20 protein-coding genes are annotated in these 24,988 nt (G+C 46.7%); 8 read left to right on the forward strand and 12 right to left on the reverse strand.

Annotation, left to right across the window (positions count from 1 at the left end; genetic code table 11):
• Positions 1-373 precede the first annotated feature (373 nt).
• Positions 374-1,552 (reverse strand): fatty acid desaturase, encoded by a 1,179-nt coding sequence (locus JFC05_RS08300; RefSeq protein WP_192994216.1) that lies wholly within the window; start codon positions 1,550-1,552, stop codon positions 374-376.
• A gap of 469 nt (positions 1,553-2,021) precedes the next feature.
• Positions 2,022-2,786, reverse strand: a complete 765-nt coding sequence (locus tag JFC05_RS08305; protein ID WP_227697482.1) for a glycerophosphodiester phosphodiesterase — start codon at positions 2,784-2,786, stop codon at positions 2,022-2,024.
• A 344-nt stretch (positions 2,787-3,130) separates the two neighbouring features.
• On the opposite strand from JFC05_RS08305, the gene JFC05_RS08310 reads away from it, so the two are divergent.
• Complete coding sequence (locus JFC05_RS08310; RefSeq protein ID WP_198336538.1) at positions 3,131-4,096, forward strand: hypothetical protein; 966 nt, start codon at positions 3,131-3,133, stop codon at positions 4,094-4,096.
• A gap of 104 nt (positions 4,097-4,200) precedes the next feature.
• Here JFC05_RS08310 and JFC05_RS08315 read toward each other — a convergent pair whose 3' ends face one another.
• A complete protein-coding gene (locus tag JFC05_RS08315; RefSeq protein ID WP_192994152.1) occupies positions 4,201-4,812 on the reverse strand; it encodes a cob(I)yrinic acid a,c-diamide adenosyltransferase in 612 nt (203 codons plus the stop codon).
• A gap of 198 nt (positions 4,813-5,010) precedes the next feature.
• On the opposite strand from JFC05_RS08315, the gene cysS reads away from it, so the two are divergent.
• The 5 genes from cysS to pdxH all read left to right on the forward strand — a co-directional run bounded on the left by cysS (position 5,011) and on the right by pdxH (position 12,996).
• Positions 5,011-6,471, forward strand: coding sequence for a cysteine--tRNA ligase (gene cysS, locus JFC05_RS08320; RefSeq protein ID WP_198336539.1), 1,461 nt, complete (start codon positions 5,011-5,013; stop codon positions 6,469-6,471).
• Positions 6,472-6,790: 319 nt separating this feature from the next.
• Positions 6,791-8,752 carry a mechanosensitive ion channel family protein gene (locus JFC05_RS08325; RefSeq protein WP_227697484.1) on the forward strand — a complete coding sequence of 654 codons (1,962 nt, stop codon included), beginning with the start codon at positions 6,791-6,793 and terminating at the stop codon, positions 8,750-8,752.
• A gap of 438 nt (positions 8,753-9,190) precedes the next feature.
• Positions 9,191-10,663 carry an IMP dehydrogenase gene (gene guaB / locus JFC05_RS08330; RefSeq protein ID WP_198336540.1) on the forward strand — a complete coding sequence of 491 codons (1,473 nt, stop codon included), beginning with the start codon at positions 9,191-9,193 and terminating at the stop codon, positions 10,661-10,663.
• Positions 10,664-10,901: 238 nt separating this feature from the next.
• Positions 10,902-12,272, forward strand: a complete 1,371-nt coding sequence (gene glmM / locus JFC05_RS08335) for a phosphoglucosamine mutase (protein ID WP_198336541.1) — start codon at positions 10,902-10,904, stop codon at positions 12,270-12,272.
• A gap of 79 nt (positions 12,273-12,351) precedes the next feature.
• Positions 12,352-12,996, forward strand: a complete 645-nt coding sequence (gene pdxH, locus JFC05_RS08340) for a pyridoxamine 5'-phosphate oxidase (RefSeq protein ID WP_198336555.1) — start codon at positions 12,352-12,354, stop codon at positions 12,994-12,996.
• A gap of 116 nt (positions 12,997-13,112) precedes the next feature.
• On the opposite strand, the gene JFC05_RS08345 is transcribed toward pdxH, so the two are convergent.
• The 7 genes from JFC05_RS08345 to JFC05_RS08375 form a co-directional block, all read right to left on the reverse strand.
• A complete protein-coding gene (locus JFC05_RS08345) occupies positions 13,113-14,429 on the reverse strand; it encodes an HlyD family secretion protein (protein WP_075106054.1) in 1,317 nt (438 codons plus the stop codon).
• Between the two features lie 88 nt (positions 14,430-14,517).
• Positions 14,518-16,206 (reverse strand): efflux MFS transporter permease, encoded by a 1,689-nt coding sequence (locus JFC05_RS08350; protein WP_198336542.1) that lies wholly within the window; start codon positions 16,204-16,206, stop codon positions 14,518-14,520.
• A gap of 372 nt (positions 16,207-16,578) precedes the next feature.
• Entirely contained in the window at positions 16,579-17,208 is a 630-nt protein-coding gene (locus tag JFC05_RS08355) for a glutathione S-transferase family protein (protein WP_198336543.1), read from the reverse strand.
• Positions 17,209-17,274: 66 nt separating this feature from the next.
• Entirely contained in the window at positions 17,275-17,952 is a 678-nt protein-coding gene (locus JFC05_RS08360) for a type 1 glutamine amidotransferase domain-containing protein (protein WP_198336544.1), read from the reverse strand.
• A 170-nt stretch (positions 17,953-18,122) separates the two neighbouring features.
• Complete coding sequence (locus JFC05_RS08365) at positions 18,123-19,172, reverse strand: NADP-dependent oxidoreductase (protein WP_105245510.1); 1,050 nt, start codon at positions 19,170-19,172, stop codon at positions 18,123-18,125.
• 100 nt (positions 19,173-19,272) lie between these two features.
• Positions 19,273-20,490 carry an iron-containing alcohol dehydrogenase gene (locus JFC05_RS08370; RefSeq protein WP_198336545.1) on the reverse strand — a complete coding sequence of 406 codons (1,218 nt, stop codon included), beginning with the start codon at positions 20,488-20,490 and terminating at the stop codon, positions 19,273-19,275.
• A 245-nt stretch (positions 20,491-20,735) separates the two neighbouring features.
• Entirely contained in the window at positions 20,736-21,353 is a 618-nt protein-coding gene (locus JFC05_RS08375) for a TetR/AcrR family transcriptional regulator (protein ID WP_198336546.1), read from the reverse strand.
• Between the two features lie 308 nt (positions 21,354-21,661).
• Here JFC05_RS08375 and JFC05_RS08380 point away from each other — a divergent pair, with 308 nt between their 5' ends.
• On the forward strand, positions 21,662-23,155 hold the full coding sequence (locus tag JFC05_RS08380; protein ID WP_198336547.1) for an aldehyde dehydrogenase family protein: 1,494 nt from the start codon (positions 21,662-21,664) through the stop codon (positions 23,153-23,155).
• Positions 23,156-23,273: 118 nt separating this feature from the next.
• Here JFC05_RS08380 and JFC05_RS08385 read toward each other — a convergent pair whose 3' ends face one another.
• Both JFC05_RS08385 and JFC05_RS08390 read right to left on the reverse strand, forming a co-directional pair.
• Complete coding sequence (locus JFC05_RS08385) at positions 23,274-23,504, reverse strand: hypothetical protein (protein ID WP_100749732.1); 231 nt, start codon at positions 23,502-23,504, stop codon at positions 23,274-23,276.
• A gap of 145 nt (positions 23,505-23,649) precedes the next feature.
• On the reverse strand, positions 23,650-24,756 hold the full coding sequence (locus JFC05_RS08390) for an RNA-guided endonuclease InsQ/TnpB family protein (protein ID WP_198336548.1): 1,107 nt from the start codon (positions 24,754-24,756) through the stop codon (positions 23,650-23,652).
• Between JFC05_RS08390 and JFC05_RS08395 the strand changes: the two genes are divergently transcribed.
• On the forward strand, positions 24,755-24,988 hold a 234-nt coding region (locus tag JFC05_RS08395; RefSeq protein ID WP_198336549.1), incomplete at its 3' end, for a transposase. The two genes, JFC05_RS08390 and JFC05_RS08395, sit on opposite strands and share 2 nt — an antisense overlap.

Here is a 24,988-nt window from a genome sequence, read left to right on the forward strand (position 1 = left end):
CAGCTATGCGCACTATAGCACAGCACGGATAGCGCCGCGTTTCACTGTGTCCATCTCTTGTAATCAGGCATGTTTTTATAAGAGTCATCATCGTATGGTGTGCTGGCAAGCTCGTTTTACATAGTATAGTCAACCTAATTTAAGACAGGTATCGTCCTACTGGTATCAACAAGGGCGCTGTTATGTTGGATGGACTATCGTCGTTTGAATATTGCACTGTACGAATGATAAATGAATGATAAAAAAATCCCTCTATCCATGACAGATAGAGGGAAGGAGAAACTTCAGGTGGTTTGACTAATTAAGCTTTCAAGACTGAGTTTTAAAGGCCAAGCTTAGCGATCAAACTCAGTCGCTATATGATTAAGCGCAGTTAAGCAGCTTTTTTGCTAAGACCGATTGAGCGAAAAGCAGTTTTTAGGTTGCTATTGTGCTCAAGGATTTTTTGTTCAATCTTTGCATAATCGTGTTTTAGCTTCTCATCTATTTCATGCAAACGATCAGCACATTCAGTCTTTTTTAGCTCGATGGCTTTGGCTTTTAGCGCTTGCCACTCTTCAACGGTCTGCATAAAGGCATCGTATTCAGACTTAATGCGATCTTGAAAGTTTTTCATCGCATGAGGAATGTCGATGCCACCTGCCGTCGCCGTCTCGATCTGCTGCTGGGCTTTTTTAAACTGCATTTGCACTTCAGCATGCTTGATGGTCGTGTCATCGACCGTACGCAGCTCACTGGTCAGACCGATCTTTGATAGCCCTGCGATCAGCCATTTGGTTGGGTCATACTGCCACCATTTGACACCATTACGATAGTCGTATTGGAAGAAGTGATGGTAGTTATGATAGCCTTCACCCCATGTAAATATCGCCAAAAAGAAGTTGTCACGGGCACTGTTGGTATCGGTATACGGGCGCGTACCAAACATATGACACAAGGAGTTGATAAAGAAGGTAAAGTGATGCGTCAATACCAAACGCAGCAAGCCTGCAATGATGAGTGTGCCCCAAACATCCCCTAATAGCCAACCAATCGCAGCGACCATACCGACGTTCATAGCAACCACCCACAAGCCATAATACTTATGCTGGATTTGCAAGACGCGATCTTTGGTCAAGTCGGGGATGTTTTTGTAATCAAACTTACCACTAGGGTAGTTGCGTAGCATCCAGCCAATATGACTGAACCAAAAGCCGCGCTTGGCAGAGTATGGGTCATCCAAACGATCATCGACATGACGATGATGGCTACGGTGCCCAGATACCCAGTCAAATGCTGATCCTTGTACCGCTAGGGTTGAGCCAAGCAATAAAAAGTTTTTGACAATAGGATGGGCTTTATACGCACGGTGCGACAGCAGACGGTGATAGCCTGCGGTAATACTAAGGCCAGTCCATACCATAAAAGCGCCAAACACGCCCCAAACTGGTGCGCTGACGCCGTGAGTAAACAAATACCACGGCGTGATGATCGCAGCCGCAATCGGAGTGGCGACTAAGATAGTGGCTGGAATCCAGTTGATCGGCGCTTTGGTAAACTCAAACTCACGCATGTCGATACTCGCTTCTTGAGACCCTGCAACTGGCGCATCGATATGTGCATAGTTGCGCTTGGCAACTGGCTGCTCACCGAGCGAGCTTTTCGTTTTATTTTCATTAAAGCGTGTGATTTGAGTGCTGGCGGTCTTAATAAGCGTGTCACCAGATTTGATAGCGAAACGTAAGCCTTTAAGCGGTAAGCCAAGTGCTTTTTTTGCAATCATATAACATCCCTAACGGTATTCATTTAAGCGTCTATGGTACCCTAAAAAAACAATAAAGTGAACACTTATTCACTATAAAAATATTGCTAAATAACAACAACTTGTATGGATTATAGAATGGATGGGTCAAAATAGCGATAGACTTATCAGACATGAGGGAGAAGTGTAAGTGTTACAGCAGATATGTACAAGAACCCATGTCTCAGAGCTGACGGAGTATCAGAACCTACAGATAGAAAGTTAACAGCGCAACCGTAACCTATTGTCGGCCCAATACCTGACTGGGGAAGTCGGTGATGATGACATCAACCTGCCAGTCGATCAGCTGCTGTATGGCGTCGATATCATTGACCGTCCACGCACTCATAGGCAAGTTGTAACGGTGGCTATGAGCGATGATATCTCGACTCAGCAGCGGATAATGCACGCCCAGCTGTACACAGCCTAACTGCAAAGCAGTATTGGTCGCGGTAGCCAGTGCTTCGGCGGTGCGAATGAGTAAACCTCGCGGTAGGCGTTTTAGCTGCTGATGCCGCTGCAGACGCACATGCAGCTCGGTGTCAAAGCTGGTTAGTACAAGCGGTAAATGAATCAGCGGCGTGTCAATCAGATCGCGCGCCAGCGCTTGGATAAGCGCAGTATAATCGGTGCGCTCATGGGTCTTGATCTCAAGCTCAATGACAGAAAACTCGTGCAACGTCTGGGCGATACTCGCTAGGGTGATAATAGGATGACCAAGCTGTAGGTGTCGTCTGATCTCCGCTAGAGTCAGCTGAGCAATACGCGACTGCTGGCCACACATCCGCGCCAAATCCTCATCGTGAAAAACCACTAAATGACCATCAGCGCTTAGCTGGACATCGAGCTCTACACCAGCCAAACCATGGTTTTTTAGACGCCCGATATGCTGAAATCCAAGTAAGGTGTTTTCTAAGGCTTCACCGCGCGCGCCGCGATGACCGAGTAACAGCGTGTTTTTAAAGTTTATCATTAGATACAGTAACGAGTGTTTTAGGCTCATCATATCGCCTGAGATAGGCGACGTCTAACAACATTTACGACTGCTATCTGGGCAAATGCCGAACCAAAATGAATCAAAATGTTGGGCGCTAGATTTGACCTTTAATGAATCAAAATGTTCGACACGCCCTATATAAATATGTCATTGTTATGTTTTTGCAACCAAACGCAGGTTTTGTGGTGAATGAAGGACGTTATTTGTATATCCATGGCAGACACTAATGACCATTTCATCTAAACACCGTATAATAATCTGGTTTTAACCGCTGGCAGCTAGGGTTTTGGTTTGAACATCAATCACTGTCCGTCAGTGACGGTACGAATTAGTAAATTGGGAGCAAAATACATATGAGCGTAGCAAATAAGAGTGTGAGCAAGTGGCAAAAAGTGGCTGGTATTGGCATGGTATGTGGTTTAGCGCTTGTCGGCTGTGATCGCTCAGAAAAAGAAGAGACGACAGAGACCGCTGAGCTGACAGAGCAAGAGTCTGCTGCAGAAAACGCTGCTGCTACTGCGGTCAGCTGTGATGATCCCATGGTGCAAGATCGCCTCAAAACGACACTAAAAAATACGCTCAATCAACAAGCACAGACGCTCGCTGCCAATTATGCAAATGACGCCGAGATCAGCCTTGCAGGCGCTAGCATTGCTGATAAGACCAATGGTGTTGTGATTGATGTACAAAACGCAGCAGTACTACAAGCAGCCAACAGCAATGGCATGACGACGTGTCAGGCGAGCGTCAGTATGACGCTCCCAAGTGAGGATTTGTATCAAGCCAGTCAAGTGCAAGCGGCCAACAATCAGCCAAGCCTGCAATCTCGTCTTGCGCAAAATAACATTCGTATCAATAACAACATGCTCGTGGATGACGCTTTTACCTATGTCGTTGGCGCTCAAGGCGGGCAAGTAAGTACGCGAATCGCAGGTCAGCCCGCGCTTCTTACTGTCGTGGCTGATGTCATGGCAGGCTCTGTGTTTAAGTCGGCGATGGATGCCGCCCGCGCCGAGCGTGAAGCAGAACGCCGCGCTGCTGCACAAGACAATGAGCGTCAGTCAGCACCTGTGCGTCAGCCGCGCGCTGCCACACCAGTCGAGCCGATTCGTCCGATCCAGCCTACTACGCCGCCGACCATCGAGGTGCCAAGTACCAATAACCAAAATGAAAGCGCTGGTACTAGCTCGCCAAGCAGTACAGCAGCCAACAGTGCTGCGACTCCCAGTGAGCCTGCCGCACCTGCGACGCCAAAAGCAGTGCCAAAAGATGACAGCATCGATATGGTCATTATCGAAGATGAAAGCGCTACTTATTAATCCATAAAAATCAGTAATGATATTGGTTTTTAGAAAAAAGCACCCGCAACGTCTTTACGTTACGGGTTCTTTTTTGCTTGTATATATCAGATGTCTCGTGCCCGCTACTTATCACTGGCGAAGTTCTGTAACACCTGACTGTCCCAAAGTACCTCAGAGACCTGCTCAGGGTCTGTGCAAAAACGTGCCGCGACAAACAACCAATCAGACAAACGGTTGATTAAGCTGATGGCCGTTGCACGGATTGCTTGCGGGCGCGCTTGCTGTAATAGGACTGCTTGGCGCTCAGCACGGCGACACACACTACGTGCGACATGCAGCTGACTAACCAGTAACGACCCAGTGGGTAAGATAAAGTCTTTTAGTGGCGCTAAGGTAGCGTTCATTGCATCGATTTGCTGCTCTAGCCATTCAATGTGCGTGCTGTTCACGCCTTCATATTCTGGCATGGCAAGCTCGCCACCGATATTAAACAAAAGATGCTGAATAATCGCCAACGCCTCAGAAAGCTCGGACTCGTCCGTCTGCGTCTTAAATGCTGATAGAGCGCCTTGCTGCACGTACGCGCGTACCATACCGATGTGTGAGTTTAGCTCATCAATATCACCCATCACGCCAAACAAGATATCAGCTTTGCTCACGCGGCTGCCATCTGCCATGCCGGTGCTACCATCATCGCCGGTACGTGTATATATTTTACTCAAACGGTTGCCCATCTTGATATCCTTAGCGGTTTTTATCGTTCAGTGGTGTTAGTTATGTGCTCATTGTAGTATTTTATGGCGGTTTTCGCTAAGATAATGGGTTAAGTTTTATCGCGCTGCAGAGTTTATGAGTGTCCATGGATCGCTGCGCGTGATTTTTTGTCTGTTTTGTTTGTATTCCACTTAATTTATATCAAAGGCTTTTTAACTATGACCACACCACTTGCCGATGCGATGTCTCAGCTGGCCATTTATGATTCACTGACAGGTAGCAAGCGTCAGTTTGTACCACTCAAAGCAGGACAGGTCGGCATGTATGTGTGCGGGATGACCGTTTATGATTATTGTCATATTGGTCATGCGCGTGTGATGGTGGCCTTTGATATGGCGGTGCGCTGGCTTGCGCAGCTAGGTTATGATGTCAATTATGTCCGTAATATTACCGATATCGATGACAAAATCATCGCTCGCGCGAGTGAAAATGGCGAAGAGATTGGTGCATTGACCCAGCGTTTTATCGATGCAATGCACGAAGATGCGAGCGCTCTAGGCTGCCAGATGCCAAATGCTGAGCCACGCGCGACCGATCATATCGACGAGATGCAGCAGATGATTGGCAACTTGGTCAACAATGACTATGCGTATGCAGGGGATCATGGTGATGTCTATTATGCGGTCGATAGCTTTGCTGATTATGGCAAATTATCTAAGCGTAACTTGGATGATATGCAGGCAGGTTCGCGTGTTGAGGTCGAGACTGACAAGCGCAATCCATTCGACTTTGTCTTATGGAAAGCGGCCAAACCCGATGAGCCGCAGTGGGCGTCGCCTTGGGGACAGGGGCGTCCTGGCTGGCATATAGAATGCTCAGCGATGTCGACCAAATGCCTAGGTGATACCTTTGATATTCATGGCGGTGGTCACGACCTACAGTTCCCGCATCACGAAAACGAAATCGCCCAGTCAGAAGCCGCGACAGGCTGCGAGTACGCGCGTAACTGGATGCATGTTGGCTTTATCAATGTCGATGGCGAAAAGATGTCGAAGTCACTGGGCAACTTCTTTACCATTCGTGATGTGACCGCGAAATACTTACCTGAGACGGTGCGTTTTTTCTTATTATCGAGCCATTATCGCAGTCAAGTAAACTTCTCAGACAGCGCTTTGGATGAAGCGCATAATAGCCTAAGCAGATTATACAACGCGCTAAAATTGGCTGAGCAACAAAAAGGTCAGTCAATCGTAGTCAATGCAGAGCTAGTGGCTAAAGCTTACGATAGTGCTGCTGGACAAGACTTTATCAAAGCCATGAATGATGACTTTAATAGCTCAACGGCGATAAGTGTGTTGTTTGGCTTGGCTCGAGATATCAATAAAGCCGTTAAAGCTGAAGATGTGACGGCAGCATGGCAGTCAGCCCAGCAGCTCAAGGCCTTGGCACAAGTGCTAAATCTCTTGCAGCAGCCTGTACAGCAGTTCTTGCAAGCGGTGACCGGAGAGCAGGCGGATAATGGGCTAGATGATGCTGCTATCGATGCGCTTATCACTGAGCGTCATGATGCTAAAATTAGCAAAAACTTTGCCCGCGCCGATGAGATACGCGAGCAGTTAAAACAGGCGGGTATCGAGCTTGAAGACAGCCGCGCTGGTACCACATGGCGCCGCGCGTAAGCGGATTTGAGCGGACTTATACGACCATACTTGTTTTTTTACATATAAAGTCAGCTTGATGCTGGCTTTTTTTGTACTCAAAATAAATTTAGTCGATCCTAAATAAAGTTGGCATGCAAGATACTATGTGCCACGTGCTAAAGGTGTTTATTGTGCGCGGCGTTGGGACAGCACGCAAGGTAATAAATAAAATATCTATACGCCTTGTACCAAGACCAAACGGTTTTGATACCGCATTTACGGTATTCTTACGCTTGTACGATACGCTTATTTTTTATACAAATTCATACAACTTACGCAACTTACTGGCCGTCGATATATGAATACTTCTCACACGGATGCTGCTGAACATCATCAGACTGACACGGATAGAGTCATACCCTTTATTTGCCATCGCACTATTGGCCATCGGCTGATCAATGACAAGTCGCCGAAGAGCCGGCGCGCTATGATATGGCAAATACTGGTGGTGTTTTTTGTACTGACGCTCGGCGCGGCGATAGAGGCTGTTGCCCAGCCAGATAGTTTTGGCGAATACGCCGAGCAGCAGCTAGACTCGATGAGCGATGGCAACGTCAGTGTTTCTGCGATTGCAGAAGAGGTATTTGACCCCACTGAGCGTAGCGCGGTAGAGCAGGCAGGTGAGTTGCAGGGTAATGCGGGTCTAACGGGCGAATTTCATGAGAGCTATTACCTTTTGGATAGACTCAATACCGGCTTGCCGGCGTTATCTAAGCCGCCAAACCTGACCACGCCGCTTGCCACATTAGAGTTTTTTCAGTCGGCAGTGATGAAACAGCAGTATGACTTGGCCGCTTACGCGCTGAATATGAACCTGATCGACCAAAGCATTCAGCGCAGCCGCGCGCTTGAGCTCTCTAAGCGTTTGGATTTTTTATTGTCCGAAAGAGAGCTGTATGTGTTTGATGATTTGCCAGATCGTCCGGATGGGCTTATTGAGCCGCCGCTGGGTAACGACAGCAGCGTGATGGGCATCGCCAGACGCTCCATTCAGCTTGGCTATATCGACTACCGCGAGCGCCGCGTACCCATCTATTTGCAGCGCGTGAGAGTTGGGGAGGATGCACCTGTTTGGGTATTTTCCGCACAAACAGTAGGCAATATCGATAACCTATACGCGCAGTACCATCCGGCAGAGTTTGAGCGCTATCTGCCTGCCTGGTTAAAAATACAGTTTTTTAGTATTGCTTTGTGGGAGTTTTTAGCACTCGTTTTGTTTTTCTTGTTGACCATGGGGGCGGGCTGGCTACTGAGTAAGGGCACTGAAAAGCTCATCAGTCGCTACATCGATGATGAAAAGTATAGCAACTACGTCGGCAGTAGTCATGGTGTGGCAGACCTTGTCAGCAAATTGACGGTACCTTTGACCTTTACCATCAGTTTTTCATTGGTGTTTACCTTAGTGTCAGGGGGCTTTCCTTATCTAGATGCGGTGGCCTCATCGACCCGCCCGCTGATTTGGATTGGACTGGTATTTAGCACTTCATGGCTTGGTATTCGGATTATTAACTTTTTTGCCAATCGCTATCAAAATATGCAGATCGAAAATCTGGCCGAAGAGCATTTTGATAAAGAGCGTCGTCGCCGCACCTATGTATCGATATTTCGCCGCGTCTTTATCTTTGTCATGATTTTGGGCAGTATTTGGATTGGGCTTAGCGAATTTACCAATATGGAGGGTCTGGGCAAGACACTATTGACCTCAGCTGGTATCGCGGGGGTGGTCATCGGTATTGCTGCGCAGCCTATCTTGGGCAATATCATCGCAGGGGTGCAGGTGGCGGTGACTCAGCCTGTGCGTATTGGCGATACGGTGATGATGGAGGGGGATTGGACGACGATTGAAGATTTGCGTTATACCTATGCGGTGCTAAAGACGTGGGATGAGCGCCGATTGATCGTACCGATGCGCCGCCTGATTACCGAGGTTGTAGAAAACTGGTCTCATACCGAGGTGCATCAGACTTGCGTGGTCTATCTTTACGTGGATTATGGTGCTGATATCGAGGCCATTCGCGAAAAATTTATTTCACTGGTCAAAGATAACGACTTATGGGATGGTGAAACTGAGCCTGAGATGGTCACGGTATCGCTGAGCGAAAACACCATCAAATTAAGAGGGAGCCTAGCCTCTGACGGCCCGATGAATGCCTTTTATCTTGAATGTCAAGTACGTGAACAGATGCTACATTATCTCTATCGTGAGCAAAAATCATATCTACCCGCTGAGCGTTTTATCATGAAGCAACACGAAGCGTGAGGTGCGCCATCTGTGCTCGATACGCCAGTTAATCTCGTGCCGCTGTCTGAGTGATAGAGCAAATGCGCGCCTGTTTGTATGATATTGATCAATTCTACAAAATAAGCTGATAAATAAGCATGCGAGGTGCCTGCGTATTTGTTATAATATGGCGTTATTTTTACGGGATAAATGAGCGATTAAGAGATGAGTCTGCACTGTATTTGTGCAAATTTATCACTCATAAATCAATGGCAATTTTCAAGTACTGGTGTTTGTTTAGTGATAGAGGGTTTTTAGACAAACAACGACTGGCTCATTGTCTATTATCGAAAGCTCTATGATAAAAAGTCTGCAACACATAAGGCTTTGACTATCGTAAAGTCATACTGGTGATCTTGGTTGATTGTCTTATCGCGAAAATCCCACACATCAAAATAACCACCACTAGGGGTCTGTATGTTGCGAATTGTCGATGAAGCCTTAACCTTTGATGACGTTTTATTATTGCCAGCCTATTCTGAAGTCCTACCAAAAACTGCTGATCTGACCACCCGTTTGACCAAAAACATCACGTTGAATTTACCGCTGGTTTCTGCCGCTATGGATACGGTGACTGAGTCTGAAATGGCCATCACTATGGCGCAGCTAGGCGGCATGGGTATCTTGCATAAGAGTATGGATATCGCCAAACAAGCCACGCAAGTACGCCGTGTGAAAAAGTTTGAAGCAGGGACAGTGGTTGACCCTATCACGGTACATCCAGAGATGACCATTGGTGAGCTGTTGCAGTTGACCGAAGACAACAACATCTCAGGCGTGCCTGTCGTCGAAAAAGGCACAGATAGTGTGGTCGGTATCGTCACTCACAGAGACTGGCGCTTTGAAACCAACTTATCACTCCCTGTCAGCAAAATCATGACACCAAAAGATCAGTTGGTCACCGTACACGAAGGCGAGAGCAACGAAAACATCAAGCGTTTACTCCATGAGCATCGCATCGAAAAAGTCATCGTTATCGATGATAACTATCGACTAAGAGGTCTGATCACAGTCAATGACTTTGCCAAGGCCGAAAACAACCCAAATGCGTGTAAAGATGAGCAAGGTCGTCTACGGGTTGGTGCCGCTGTCGGCACCGGCGCAGATACGCAGGCACGTGTCGAAGCTTTGATCGCAGCAGACGTCGATGTTATCGTGGTAGATACTGCGCACGGCCACTCAAAAGGCGTGATCGAAAAAGTCTCGTGGATCAAAAAGCACTATCCTAACGTTCAAGTGATTGGCGGTAATATCGCCACCGGTGACGCAGCCCTTGCATTACGTGATGCAGGTGCAGACGCGGTAAAAGTCGGCATCGGCCCTGGCTCTATCTGTACCACGCGTATCATCGCTGGTATCGGTGTGCCTCAAATCTCAGCAATCGACAATGTCGCAAGCGCCCTACAAGACAGCATTCCTTTGATTGCTGATGGGGGTATCCGCTACTCAGGTGATATGGCAAAAGCCATCGCCGCTGGTGCATCGTGCATCATGGTCGGCTCGCTTATGGCAGGTACCGAGGAGGCACCAGGTGAGGTTGAGTTGTTCCAAGGTCGCTACTACAAAGCCTATCGCGGCATGGGTAGCTTGGGTGCAATGTCAGGCTCAAATGGTTCATCAGACCGTTATTTCCAAGATGCCAAAGACGGCGTAGAAAAACTGGTGCCAGAGGGTATCGAAGGCCGCGTTCCTTATAAAGGCCCAGTAGCTGGCATCGTCAATCAGTTGGTTGGCGGCTTGCGCTCATCAATGGGTTACACAGGCTCTGCGACTATCGAAGATATGCGTAGCAAACCACAGTTTATCAAGGTGACGTCTGCTGGTATGAAAGAGTCGCACGTCCACGATGTGCAAATCACCAAAGAAGCACCAAACTACCGTGTGAACTAATTTGTTGTCCTACCTACTGTAGGTGCTGCGTTTTTGCCAGATTGCACGACTACAGAGACGTTAAGATACAAACAGCCAACAATGCCTCGTTATTGTTGGCTGTCTTTTTTGTAAAATACCAAAATGGATTATAGGCATAGTAATTACAACAACAGTGATTATAATGACAGTAACAATAATAACAGTAGTGCCGATCCCTGAGACGGCCTTTTACTTTTATATGTGAGGAAGATAGATAATGAGCTACTTTGGCACCGATGGTATTCGTGGAAAGTTTGGTGAATCCCCAATCACACCGGATTTTATTTTAAAATTGGGTTATGTGACAGGCAGGGTGCTAATAGAGAATAATACCAATCCATCGCGCAAGCCCAGTGTGGTCATCGGTAAAGACACTCGCCTGTCAGGTTATGTGATAGAAGGGGCGCTGCAGTCGGGCTTTAATGCCGCAGGGGTGGATGTCCATATGCTCGGCCCATTGCCGACGCCTGCCATTGCGCATTTGACTCGCAGTTTTAATGCGGATGCCGGTGTGGTCATCTCCGCCTCGCACAATCCTTATTTTGATAATGGCATCAAGTTTTTTTCGGGCGATGGTAAAAAGTTGACCGATGAGATGCAAACGGCCATTAACGACAAGCTCACCGCTATCATGAGTGCCTCTGAAGCAGACAATAACACCATCATGCCTATTGTGGATCCTGCCAAACTTGGCAAAAACAATCGTATCAACGATGCCAAAGGTCGCTATATAGAATTCTGTAAAGGCAGCTTTCCTTATCAGTATGACTTAAGTCATCTTACCGTCGTCGTCGACTGCGCTAACGGAGCGGGTTATAGCGTGGCACCGAGAGTCATGCGGGAGCTTGGTGCTAATGTTATCGCTATCAATCATGCGCCTGATGGTATCAATATCAATGCTGACTGCGGCTCGACCCATCCAGCACGCTTGCAAAAAGCGGTCGTCGAGCATGGCGCTGATGTCGGGATCGCGCTAGATGGCGATGGTGACCGTATCGTGATGGTCGATGAAACCGGAGCCTTAGTCGATGGTGATGGGATCTTATACGTGCTCGCCACCCAAGGCGCAGACAAAGCTAAGGGCGTGGTCGGTACGTTGATGAGTAATATGGGGCTAGAGCTGGCGCTCAAAACCGCTGAGATTGACTTTGTCCGTGCAAAAGTAGGCGATCGCTACGTCATGCAAGCGCTTGAGGCCAATGGTTGGATACTGGGCGGTGAGCCGTCTGGTCATATTTTATGTTTGGACAAAAGCCGTACAGGTGATGCGATTATCGCAGGTTTGCAGGTGCTGGCTGTCATGCAAGCGCGTGGCCGTGCGCTTAGTGACTTGGTCGAAGGGTTTGACGTGCTACCACAAAAACTGGTCAACGTGCGCTTGTCTGAGATGAAAGATCCGTTTGAGTATCCTGAGTTGGTGGCCGCCTTTGATAAAGCGCGTGCGGCGCTGGCAGGTCGTGGTCGTTTACTCATTCGTCAATCAGGTACAGAGCCGATGATTCGAGTTATGGTTGAGTCTGACGACGAGATAGAATGTGATGTGCTGGCCAATGATCTGGCGGATCAGATCAAGGCGGTATTGGGCTAATTGATTGACGTTAAAGGTTATGATAATCAATCATGATCAGCAGTCACACTGTATATTATATAAAGGAGTTGCCATGAGTATGGATTTTACCGATCAGCGTTTGTCATACGAAAAAGGCGTTTTAGATCAACAGTCAGTCCCCACCTCTCCATTTGAGCTACTCGGTGCATGGATGACTGAGGCGATTGAGCAAAAAGTACAAGAGCCTTATGCCATGAGTCTGGCCACTTGCGGCGCGGATCTTAAACCCAGCGTCCGTATCGTATTGCTGCGTGAGATTACTGAGACAGGGGTGGTGTTTTATACCAATTACGACAGCGCTAAAGGACAAGATATCAGTGAAAACCCCAACGCTGAAGTGTTGTTTTTCTGGCATGAGCTAGAGCGTCAGATTCGCATCAGTGGCCGAATTGCTAAAATTGACGCTGAAAAATCTGCTGCCTATTTTCAAAAACGTCCACATGATAGCCAAATAGGTGCTTGGGTCAGTCAACCGCAAAGTGGTGAAGTCGCCAATCGTGAGGTGATGGAGCAAACGTTCGAGCAACTGCAAGCAGAATATGCAGATGGTATTAGCGTACCAACACCAGCGTTTTGGGGTGGGTATGAGATTACGGTTGAAAAAATCGAGTTCTGGCAAGGTCGCGCCAGCCGTATGCATGACCGTATCGTCTATAGCAAAGACGATAACAACAACTGGCAGACCAAGCGGCTACTACCATAGTGTTTGGCTGATTTTGAAATCCTAGATCATTTAAAAATATAAAAAATCCACTCTATATCCAGTTTCTCGGGTATTTAGAGTGGATTTTTTATATCAGTTATTTGCTTTATTTGGCTTTATTTGGCATTGGTATCGACATCCACAGAAACGGACATACCAGGACGCAAGCGTGCAAGCTCAGGTTGGTTCGGATCCAAGTCGATACGTACTGGGATGCGCTGCGCAATTTTTATATAGTTACCTGTCGCAGGATTGGCGGCACCTGCACTAAACTCACTGCCAGTGGCTGGTGAGATGTTGCTCACATGACCTGTGAATTTGGCACCGCCAAGCGCATCCACATGAATAGTAGCTGGTTCACCGATTGCCATACTAGCTATTTGGGTTTCCTTAAAGTTTGCGATAATCCAAATGCCTTTTGGCACGATATACATGAGCTGGGTGCCCGCGCTAACGTACTGGCCTTCTTTGACACTGACTTGGCTCAGCTGACCGGACTCAGGTGCTGTGATGATCGTATTATCGAGATTAATTTGTGCTTGCTTCACACCTGCCTCAGCACTTTTGATATTTGCGTCCAGCGAGGGTTGGGTGCCACTGGTTTTGGCGCGGTTTTGTTGCGCGGCTTGTAAATTGGCTTCAGCCTGTTGCACACTTGCCTGTGCTTGAGCCAGCTTTGCTTTGATATGAGCCACTTCTGCTTTTGATACCGCACCGATAGCATCTAAGCCCTGATAACGATTGACGTCTTCACGAGCGCTCTCGACATTGATTTTGGCACTATATAAGTCTGCTTTGCGTGCTTCGATTTGTGCTTGGCTAGATTGCGTGTCTTGGTCATTGGTAGAGCGGCTGGTGATCGCCACTTCAGTATTGGCCTCGGCTTGTTCAAGTTGCTGCTGAAACGTTCGATCATCTATTTTTATCAGTAGATCGCCCGCTTTTACATCAGCAAAATCCTGCACCGCCACTTCGGTGACATAGCCGGAAACTTGCGGACTAATAATAGTGGTTTGACCTTTGACAAAGGCGTTATTGGTTTGTTGCACCGTAGGCGTAAATGGTGGCAGCTTCCAAGCATATAAAATCAAGGCCACACCAATGACAATCAGCGCAATCAATAATCCCAAATTTAGATAGGATTTTTTCTTGGGAGACCAGCCAGCCGTATTTGATATCGGCTCTTTTGGCGGCATAGGCGTTTCATTATCATCGTCTTGATTTTCTATAGAGCCTTCTACAGAGTTATCCTCACGCACGCTATCAGGCGTATCAGTAGCTGCTTGTATCTCGGATGTATCCGTTTTCTTTTGCGTAGCGCTTGTAGCGGTCTCTACTGGAGCCGTAGCAGACTCTGTACGTGTGTCTGTTGCTGGAGCATCAGTTGACGTCTGAGGTATTTTATTAAGCTCATTTGGTTTTTCTTGGCTCATGACATGCTCCTAAATGTTAATAAGCAGATATCTGATTGGTCTGACTATAAATAAATATGATAAAAAATCACTAAGATAATAAGTTGAATTATTTTGTTTCGCGCATCTTGGCGATGACGGCGAGCTCTTTGGCCAGTGGATTGCGCTTGTGGTAGCGGTTATAAAGATAATTGAGCAGCAAAATAATCGTAACGGCAGTAGCAAGACAGGCCATCAGAAAAAACAGGTCGCTGTATGCTGCGATCGTTGCTTGGCGCTGAATGCCTTGCAGTACTTGGCTAACTGCACCGATATTTGCTTGGGCCGCGTCAGTGGTCTGATTCGACAGCATGTTACGAGTGCCTGCCACCTGGGCGCTAAATGCAGGATCGCCCAAATTCAATGAGCTGACCATATCTGCATAATGCATTTGTGTACGAATGGTCGTAAATGCCTGAATGGCTGCCGCACCTGCCAGTCCGCCAACTGTTTGGGAGATGCCAAAAATCACTGAAAAACTAATAATATACGCAGGGCCACTGCCAATAGCCCGCAAAAACCCTTCAAAAACCAAAGGCCCCATGAAATACACCGCGGCAAAGGCAATCAAAAACTGGCTGAGATAAAACGTATAGGGTGCTGAATTAATAGACACACCAACATCCATCCAAGACCCTAAGGCAATCAATGCCACTGCAAAAATAACAGGTCGGCGCAAATCCATCGCATTGGTACTAAAAATACTAATAATCAAAGCCAGTGCACTGGCGGCTATAATAACAGCATAAAAAGTAACCAGCTGATCGTTACCGTAGCCGAGGTTAGCGAGCAATCCTGCCGCTCCGACATTTTGCTCAGATAGCAAAATCCGCATGACAGCGCCCGTCACCATAAAGGCAATAATATTGCGGCTACGCATCCAGCGCACTTGTAGCATCGGATTTTTGCGATGCGTCTCAATCCATAACGCGATGCTAATCCCGACGATAGCAATCATCAGTGGATAGACGAGCCAAGGTGTCGTCCACCATAAAATTCGACCCTGTACCAAAACGACAGCCAATGCAGCCAGACCACTAGCGAAAAAACCAAAGCTTACAAAATCCAATTTCTCAAATACTTTTTCTGTATTCCCTGGTGGTAGCTCTAATATATTAATCAGCCCAAAACAAATCAGCGCCAGACCAAATTGAAATAAAAATAAGTTTTCAAGCTGACCGTCGATGGCGAGGTAGGGCGAGATGACACGTGATAATGGAATACCAAACTGTACCAGACCAAAACCCAATATGAGACCACTAGTACGTTTGACGGGTGGCATACCCTGAAGACAATAAAACAAGCCCAATACGGTCATACCACTTGCCACCATACCACTAAGTCCCCTAGCGACAATCTCTAAATAATAGGGCTCAATGCTAATATTAGGTGTGTCTAACAAGTGACTGCTGATCAGCCACTGTAGACTGGTGGCGGCTAACAAAAATGACAGGGTGATTTTGCTAAAAAGCGACATGCCAAATTGCTGACGAATTTTGTACAGCAGAACGGTGATACAGGCATTAGTCATATTATAACTGACCGATATCCAACCACCTTCAGCTGGCGTTAAGCCTAGCTGACCCTGAATTTGTGTCAGGTTGGCGACAAGTAGACCATTTTGGAAGCTGGCTGTGAGACCCACAAAAATCCCAATAAACAAATAAAATATTTTACGGCGTGCAGGATGGTCAGGATTGGCTGGAGAGCCCACCATTATTGGCTGTTCGTGGGGCTTAAACTGGTATTCGTTATTCATGGGCGTACCACAATCTGTATAAGGAAATAGAGTGATATAGGACAGATGCCAGACGGGGAGTCAGGTCAGTGTAATTGGTATTTATAGCGTGAAAAGCCAGTCAACTCACTGATGGTATCTGAAAGATAACCCAGAAAATTCAGAAAGGATTTTATCATAACTTTTATCGTGCTTTTGTCATCGACACGTAATTCATGGATGGTGCTGAGCAATTTGTTTGGTTGCTCTACAGCTTAATGCTCTCATATGACATTGATAACTATAATTCGATGGTTATTCATGCAATCATAAAATAAAGCACGCATAAAAAACAGCTCTATACAGAGCTGTTTGTGTGTATCGGAAAATTGGTCTGTCAATTATGATGCAATGCTAAACAGACTGATCGTAATTGACCTCTAAGCGCATGCTACGCTGATAGCTATCGAGGCTAGCCAGCTGCGACGCATATTGCTCGATATACGGATAGTCTGCCAGAGCATGACGTTTGGCCAGCATAATCAAGTCAAACGATAGCATGAAATCAGCACCGCTTAGCTTATTGCCAACGATAAAGGATTTATCTTTTACCTCATCGTTTAGGTAGCTGAGCAATCGATGCTTTTCGGCACTGATATAGCCATCTAAAAACGCATTGTCCTCCACGCCTGCTTTTTTGGTAAAAAGCTCGAGCAGCAGCGGTAGCATCAAAGAGCTTTCGGCAAAATGAATCCACTGCAGATAAGAGCCATAATCGCTACTGTCAGTCGCAGGGCGCAGGCGCTTGGGCGCAAAACGCTCAATCAGCAGCTCAGTGATAGCGCCTGACTCTGCATATAACTGACCATCCATCTCGATAACCGGAGACTTACCCAGTGGATGGACTGCTTTTAGGCTGTCTGGGGCCAGATGCGTTGTCGCATCACGCTGATGGCTGACGATTTCGTAAGCGACGCCCAGCTCTTCTAATAGCCATAGCGTACGTAATGAGCGTGATTGATTGAGATGATGTAAGCGAATCATGATGCCAGCCTTCTTAGAGAGTTCATTTCCATTCTATAAAACACCGAAATATAAATCACCAAACGCTTAACCGTTCAGTTTCGTCATTAAGCGTTTTGCTGTTTCTTCTGATGATGCTGGGTTTTGACCCGTAATCAATAAGCCATCTTCGACGACAAAAGATTCCCAGTCCGCCGCCTTTTTGTAGTGACCGCCATTGGCTTTTAGCATATCCTCTACCAAAAACGGCACCACATCAGTTAGGCCAACGGCGTCTTCTTCAGTATTGGTAAAACCTGTCACCGTCTTGCCTTTGACTAAATACTCATCATCGACTTTGACGTTTTTGAGGGCAGCAGGGGCATGGCAAACCAAGGCCACAGGCTTATCTTGCTTGATAAAACTTTCAATCAAGTTGATAGAGTCCTCGTCGACAGCCAAATCCCATAGCGGGCCATGACCACCTGGATAGAATACGCTGTCGAAATCTTCAGCTTTCATATCCGCAAGTTTTTTGGTATTGGCAAGGTGCTTTTGCGCCTCGCTGTCTTCTTTGAAGCGCTTAGTATCTTTGGTTTGAGCGTCTTCGGTATCGCTACTAGGATCAAGAGGCGGCTGACCACCAGCAGGCGAGGCGAGTGTGACATCAACGCCAGCATCGATAAAAGCGTAATAAGGCGCAGCAAATTCTTCTAGCCAAAAGCCTGTTTGTTTACCGGTATCGCCGAGTTTGTCGTGCGAGGTGAGTACCATTAAAATATTCATAATTGTCCTTTTTATGTGTGTAATTTTTAGCCTAAGCTAGGGCGTGTCCTCATTTTAAAAAGGGTGCTAAATAAGCCGAGCCCTAACAGTATTACGGGTTAACACCTAATTTTCAGTAGCGGTTTTAACCCGTTATGTTGAAAAGTCGTTACTTGGTTAGGGGTTTTGAGTTATTGAACGTCAGCGACTTTGATGACGGTTTTACCAAAGTTTTCACCATTGAGCATTTTGACAAAAGCATCAGGTGCATTGTTTAAGCCGTCAGTGATGTGCTCTTTGGTTTTCACCGCGCCTGATTCTACCCATTTACCCATAGTCTCCAAAAACTCTGGGAAATGATCGCCGTACTCTTCAAAGATAATAAAACCTTTGACCGTCAAGCGTTGTCTTAAAATCAGACCCATCAGCATACCCAAGCGATCTTTACCCTCAGGCAAATCCGTGGCGTTGTACTGTGATACCAGACCACATACAGGGATACGCGCATGGGCGTTGAGTAGGGGCATGACCGCGTCAAATACTTTGCCGCCGACGTTTTCATAATAGATGTCGATACCATCTGGGCAGGCATTTTTTAATTGTTCGGCGAAGTCATCGGCTTTGTGGTCGATACAGACATCAAAACCCAGCTCCCGAACCGCAAACTCACATTTATCCGCGCCGCCTGCGATACCGACCGTACGCAGTCCATACTGATTGCCCACTTGTCCAACGGTGGCACCGACAGGGCCGGTGGCCGCAGCAACGACGAGCGTCTCGCCTTTTTGTGGTTTACCGATATCAGTCAGACCCATATAGCCGGTAAACCCTGGCATACCAAGTACGCCCAGACCGTAAGAGGGGTTTGCCATGTCTTTGTCTAGCTTGACCACGCCTTCACCATTACTGACGCTATAATCCTGCCAGCCTGAATTGGACACGACCAAGTCGCCCGCGGCAAAATTGTCGATATTGGATTCGACCACTTGTGCAACTGTGGCACCCATCATCACATCGCCCACTTCTAGCGGATCGGCATAGCTTTTGGCGTCGCTCATACGTCCGCGCATGTAAGGATCTAGTGATAGATAGACGGTGCGCAGTAGCATTTCGTCATCTTTGGGGGCTGGAATATCGCTGGTTGCCATATCAAAGTTTTCAGGTTTTGGCTCGCCAGTTGGGCGACTGGCCAATTTAATTTGACGATTTGTTGTTTGATTTTGTTGGGCATCAAAGCTCATTTTAAGGATCCTTTTTTGTTATTGATTGATGGTTTTAGATCGGGCAGCCAATAAGTGAAGCATGGCTGCCGATAGTTATTTACTGATTATGAAAAGACCATTAAGCCGTGCCAGTTAGCGCCCGCTCTAAGATACGACGTGATACCGTTAAGTCATTATCTTTATGCTCACCCAGCTTTACCATATTATGAGCGTCAAGCTGCTGGATGATAGGGTCAATCGCTGACTCATCGAGCGCGGCATCTGCGAAGCTGACAGGTAAACCAAGGCTACGGAAAAAGTCCTCAGTATATACAATAGCAGTTTCGATAATGCTGTCATCGTCTTGTTTTGTATCAGTATTGCTGTCGATGGCCCAAACGTTACGAGCGTATTGAAGCAGTTTTTCTTTTTTGCTGTCTTTGAGCTCACGTAGTACTGATGGCAGTAAGATAGTCAGCGTGCGGGCGTGATCGATACCATGTAGCGAGGTCAGTTCATGGCCGATCATATGCGTTGTCCAGTCTTGTGGTACGCCGACGCCAATAAGACCGTTTAGCGCCATGGTCGCTGTCCACATGATGTTTTTGCGAGTGTCGAGGTTTTCTGCATCGGCTTTTACCGCCTGACCTTCTTCGATCAAAATCTTTAACAGGCTCTCAGCAAACGCGTCTTGCACCTTGGCGTTGACAGGGTAGGTGAGATACTGCTCCATCACATGGACAAACGCATCTGCCACCCCATTCATCACTTGGCGCTCAGGCAAGGTGAGTGTTTTGGTCGGATCTAAGATAGAAAACCTAGGATAGGCAAGCGGGTTGCCAAATGGTAGCTTGGCCTGACGGTCACTGTGATTGACCACGCCGCCTGAGTTCATCTCTGAGCCAGTCGCAGGAATGGTCAATACCGCACCAAGATCCACCGCTGAATCTAGTTTTTTGGTATAACCAATCAGGGCGTCCCATGCTTTTTCACGTGAGACTGTACCATCGTCTTCTTTGAGTGAAGATACTAAGGCGACAAACTTACTACCGTCGATGACTGAACCGCCGCCGACCGCTAAGATAAAGTCGATATTATGCTCATTGACCATATCCGCCGCTTTTAGCAGAGTATTGAACTCTGGGTTTGGCTCAATGCCGCCAAACTCAAAGATATCGCGCTGACCGTTGGCTTTGAGCGCTGTTCTGACTTCATCCAAGGTGCCCGTGCGCTCAGCTGAGCCGCCGCCATAAGTGATGAGTACGCGAGCATCTTGCGGGACAAGCTCTGATAGTTCTTTGATTTGCCCTTCACCAAAGACGATGCGTACGGGATTGTAGTATTGAAAGTTATTCATAAGATTCCTCAGTCAATGTCGTTTGTCTGATAAAAAAGACAGCGATAAAAAGACAGCAAAAATAAAAATCACTTATCTTTTACGATGGCGCACATTGTACATCAATTAGACCGGTCGTCTAGAGGTGTTTACAAAAAACACTTATAACTCAGAAATCTTATTTACTCAGCTTACTCAGTATAGGCAGGCTGGCCGTCGGGTGATATCGATATCTACTCAAAAAAAGACGACGATAAGCGGTGGGCTTAGCGTCCCATTTGGGAGGTGGTCATTTGCCATACTTCTGCCAGTGGTGTGTTGGTTTGACTGGTCTTGGCGATTAAGCTGGCACCAAGCCACGCAAAATACCAGCGTTTTGCCATACTCTCAGCAGCGATATTCTCAGGGCGGGGCATCGACTGATCTGCCCAGCCAGCTTTGATTTGCTCAGCCAGCCAACTAATGATTTGTTGATAACCGGCGTTTAGGGCAATACGCATCGGCTCAGACAAATCAGCGACCTCGGCACTGAGCTTGACCACAAGGCATTTTTCGTGATCGCAGCCGTTTTGCTGGGTGTCATACCAGTTTTGAAAATAATCATAAAGCTTTTGCTGTGCGTTACTGTGACGACGACCAATGGTTTCCAAACGCGTTTTATAGTTAACAAAATAGTGACTGATGATGGCTTCGCCGAAGGCTTCTTTTGACGTAAAGTAATGATAAAACGAGCCTTTCGGGACGCCAGCGGTGTCTAGTATTTGTTTGATACCCACGGCGGTAAAGCCTTTTTTGGCAATGAGCTGGTAGCCGACATCGAGCAGGTGAGTTTTAGTATCAGGGGGAATGGTCGTTGCGTTGACAGACGTTAAGTTGGTAGACATAGGGAGATGTCCTCTTATTATAGGGTTTGAAAGAGTTAAGCTAAACATTGGCTACATCAGTCAGTGATTATATGACGGTGAGTCTTGTAGCCGTCATGCTACGATAGGGGGCTTCCCTTTATCATATATTATACGTTTTATTGATATATGTTGTGACGCTATCAGGGATAGGCTCGTTACGTTTGTTCAACACAGCAGATGGCAAAATACGTTTCGTCACTATATTGGCTATGGTAGCATTAGACCAGTCGTCTAGCAAATTGCTACTATTTTTACTACTTTATTATATAAGATAAATAAGGATAATTATGTCAATCAATACCAATAATCAAAGCGGTCAAAACCCGTATGAGGATTTTCATCTACAATACATCGCAGGCGAATGGCAAAGCGGCCAAGATGATAGTGTCAATGCCGATATCAACCCCTACAGTGGCGATACACTGGTGGAGATTCAGCAGGCTACCAAAGAGCAGCTCGACACCGCCTATAAAGCAGCGCACGCGGCACAAAAGCGCTGGGCGCAGCAAACCCCAGCCGAGCGAGCCGCTGTCTTGTATAAAGTGGTCAATATTTTGGACCAGCGCCAAGAAGAAATCGTAGATTGGCTTATCAAAGAGTCGGGCAGCACCCGTATCAAGGCGATGGTAGAGTTTGGTAGCGCGCGAGCGATTACGCTAGAGGCGGCTACTTTTCCCAATCGTGTCCATGGCCAGATTCGCCCATCCAACACCGCTGGTAAAGAAAACTTTGTATACCGTGAGCCAATCGGTGTCGTGGCGGTGATTAGCCCGTGGAATTTTCCGCTCCATTTGACTCAGCGCTCTATCGCTCCTGCGTTAGCACTGGGTAATGCCGTGGTGCTCAAGCCCGCCAGCGACACGCCGATCACTGGTGGCTTGCTGCTTGCCAAGATCTTTGAAGAAGCAGGACTGCCAAAAGGCTTGCTCAACGTCGTCGTCGGTGCAGGCGAAGAGATTGGTGATGCCATCGTTACCCATGATATTCCAAGTTTTGTGTCATTTACAGGCTCGACCTCGGTCGGTAAGCATATCGGTGAGTTGGCCAATGGCGGCGATTATATCAAGCAAGTTGCGTTAGAGCTGGGCGGTAACAGCCCGTTTGTGGTCCTAAAAGATGCTGATATCGAGCAAGCAGCAAAAGCGGCCGCCTTTGGTAAGTTTTTACATCAAGGTCAAATCTGTATCGCTATCAACCGCATCATCGTCGAAGATGATATTTATGATGATTTTGTGGCGCGTTTTTTGGCGCATGTTAAGACACTAAATGTCGGCGATCCAAACCAAGAAGATACGGCAGTTGGGCCTATCATCAATGAAAAACAAGTCAAGTCACTAAAAGAAAAAATCGCCAAAGCCCAGCAACAAGGCGCCAAAATGCTATTAAGCGGCGAGATTAAAGGACAGGTGGTGCCGCCGCACATCTTCACCGAAGTCACCCGCGAGATGGACTTGTCGCGCAATGAAGTGTTTGGGCCACTGGTCGGTATCATTCGTGCCAAAGATGAAAAAGATGCGTTGTCCATTGCCAATGACTCGATGTATGGGTTGTCTAGCGCTGTCTTTACAGCAGACATGCAAAAAGGCCTGCGCTTTGCGCGCGGTATTCGCGCAGGTATGACACATATCAATGACATCTCGGTCAACGATGAGAGTAATGTACCCTTTGGCGGTGAAAAGAACTCAGGTATCGGCCGCTTTAATGGTGAATGGGTGCTCGAAGAATTTACCAGAACGCACTGGATTTCTATGCAAAACGAGCCGCGTCAGTACCCATTTTAATTGCTTCATGCGCCGTGCTTGCTCAATGAACGCAAAAAAAAGACCGCCATCAGTGCGGTCTTTTTTTTTGTTTAGGATAAACGAAAGGTATAATAAGCGAGAGGTATGATAGCTGAGATTAGCGAGAGTGAAAGCCGAGTAACGCTTCAATCTCTTCGACCGTCATTTGTCTGACAAGTGCCTGCTCTTCTACCGATAGACGGTTGGTATGCTCTTTGATCATTGTATAAATGCTACGCGAAATCTCAGAGGTCGTCGCATAGTACATTTGAGGTTGTTCTTTGGTAAGGGTGGTCAAAAATCTGTTGATGATTTTGCGTTTCTCGTCCGCTGCATGTTCTTCAGTCATAATAGTCTCCTAGAAGAGAACTATTTAAGCAGTCGGGGATATGAGAGTCAATAACAGGAGTGTAATGGTCGCTGTCACAATATCTATCACAACCTCTATATCAGTTATGACCTCTGTTATGACAATGGTTGACTTCCTCCCCTCCCTAAAGTGAGGGGATTCCTTCTGCAAGACGGTCAAGCCCGACCGCAAGGATGTTCTTAGCGGCATTGATATCTCTATCATGCCATGTGCCACACTCAGCACACCTCCACCCTCTTATTCCAAGACCTGCTCTACCTTTCGGACTACTGTCACTTATTTTATGGCAGTGCGAACAGGTTTGGGTAGTGTAACTCTCATTCACTATCTCAAGCTGACAACCTGCATACTTACATTTATATTCCAGTTGTCTTTTGAGTTCAAACCATCCTGCATCGTAAGTTGATTTAGCCAGTTTAGTTCTCTTATTTGTGAATGAGCGTGATTTAACATCACCAACCACAATTAAGGCGTTATCCTTAGCAAGCTTGGTGGTGAATTTATGAATTGCATCTAACCTTGAATTTTTGATTTTGGCGTGTATTGCTTTGACACGCTGTTTGTTTTTCGCTCGTTGAGCAACAGCGAGCTTTTTCGCCCACTTTTGCGTCTGTTTGGTTGTCAGCTTGTCACCGTTTGAGGTGGTAGCAGACTCTTTTAAGCCTAAATCTATGCCTACACTACCTTTGCCGCTTATCTGCTTAGGAAAGTCTTTGACGGTGATGCAGGCATACCAATGATTACGGCTGTCTTGCACTATCTCAAGCGTGTTGATTTGATATAGACTTAGGTTGTAGCTATCGAATACATCTATGATGAACTTTTGACCTTTAGAGAGCGATAGCTGTATGGTTGATTTAAGTGCTTTGTTTCCCGTTTGTTTGCTATGTAGATGCTTGATAGCAGATTTCTTAAATGGTATCCAGCCCAGTGATTTACGTTTGGCATCGGGTCGGTTGGTTCGCCAGTTAAGTTTGGCTTTTTTAAATTGCTTACGAGATTTGGCATGAGTTTCGTTTATGGCTTGCAGAGTTTGCGAGTGCAAGCCTAAATACTCACCACTACCTTTGGTGTATTCATTAAGGTCGTAGGCACTAAAGAATTTACCTGTTTGCTTTAGGTGTTTGTAACTCAGGTCATTAACATAGTTCCACGCATAGTTAACACTCCCAGCTATTTTGTTTAGCTGGTCTGCATGTTTGTCTTTAATGCGTAACTTGAGTGTTTTCATGAGGTTAGTTTATACTGATATTCTCTTTTATTCCATATTGGTCTACTTAATAGAAAATGACTTAAGACGTAGTAGACACGTTGTCTTTAATTTGCATGTGCAGTTGCTCTTTGTCGCTAAGTATCGACGAGCAGTTTTCACCAAACAAGCTGTTGATGACCTTGAGGTTATCTTTGGTGATGTGTGCAACAAGTTTGAAGCCGAGCTTGTTGCGTTTAATGGTGAGGATGAC

Source organism: Psychrobacter celer (assembly GCF_016107555.1).
Taxonomy (GTDB): Bacteria; Pseudomonadota; Gammaproteobacteria; order Pseudomonadales; family Moraxellaceae; genus Psychrobacter; species Psychrobacter celer.

Coding starts and splice junctions, on each gene's coding strand:
- JFC05_RS08380 (WP_198336547.1), top strand. CDS start 21,662: ATGTCAATCAATACCAATAATCAAAGCGGTCAAAACCCGTATGAGGAT.
- JFC05_RS08315 (WP_192994152.1), bottom strand. CDS start 4,812: ATGGGCAACCGTTTGAGTAAAATATATACACGTACCGGCGATGATGGT.
- JFC05_RS08385 (WP_100749732.1), bottom strand. CDS start 23,504: ATGACTGAAGAACATGCAGCGGACGAGAAACGCAAAATCATCAACAGA.
- glmM (WP_198336541.1), top strand. CDS start 10,902: ATGAGCTACTTTGGCACCGATGGTATTCGTGGAAAGTTTGGTGAATCC.
- JFC05_RS08310 (WP_198336538.1), top strand. CDS start 3,131: ATGAGCGTAGCAAATAAGAGTGTGAGCAAGTGGCAAAAAGTGGCTGGT.
- JFC05_RS08355 (WP_198336543.1), bottom strand. CDS start 17,208: ATGATTCGCTTACATCATCTCAATCAATCACGCTCATTACGTACGCTA.
- JFC05_RS08370 (WP_198336545.1), bottom strand. CDS start 20,490: ATGAATAACTTTCAATACTACAATCCCGTACGCATCGTCTTTGGTGAA.
- JFC05_RS08360 (WP_198336544.1), bottom strand. CDS start 17,952: ATGAATATTTTAATGGTACTCACCTCGCACGACAAACTCGGCGATACC.
- pdxH (WP_198336555.1), top strand. CDS start 12,352: ATGGATTTTACCGATCAGCGTTTGTCATACGAAAAAGGCGTTTTAGAT.
- cysS (WP_198336539.1), top strand. CDS start 5,011: ATGACCACACCACTTGCCGATGCGATGTCTCAGCTGGCCATTTATGAT.
- JFC05_RS08325 (WP_227697484.1), top strand. CDS start 6,791: ATGAATACTTCTCACACGGATGCTGCTGAACATCATCAGACTGACACG.
- JFC05_RS08365 (WP_105245510.1), bottom strand. CDS start 19,172: ATGAGCTTTGATGCCCAACAAAATCAAACAACAAATCGTCAAATTAAA.
- JFC05_RS08300 (WP_192994216.1), bottom strand. CDS start 1,552: ATGCGTGAGTTTGAGTTTACCAAAGCGCCGATCAACTGGATTCCAGCC.
- JFC05_RS08375 (WP_198336546.1), bottom strand. CDS start 21,353: ATGTCTACCAACTTAACGTCTGTCAACGCAACGACCATTCCCCCTGAT.
- JFC05_RS08345 (WP_075106054.1), bottom strand. CDS start 14,429: ATGAGCCAAGAAAAACCAAATGAGCTTAATAAAATACCTCAGACGTCA.
- JFC05_RS08390 (WP_198336548.1), bottom strand. CDS start 24,756: ATGAAAACACTCAAGTTACGCATTAAAGACAAACATGCAGACCAGCTA.
- JFC05_RS08350 (WP_198336542.1), bottom strand. CDS start 16,206: ATGAATAACGAATACCAGTTTAAGCCCCACGAACAGCCAATAATGGTG.
- JFC05_RS08305 (WP_227697482.1), bottom strand. CDS start 2,786: ATGATGAGCCTAAAACACTCGTTACTGTATCTAATGATAAACTTTAAA.
- guaB (WP_198336540.1), top strand. CDS start 9,191: ATGTTGCGAATTGTCGATGAAGCCTTAACCTTTGATGACGTTTTATTA.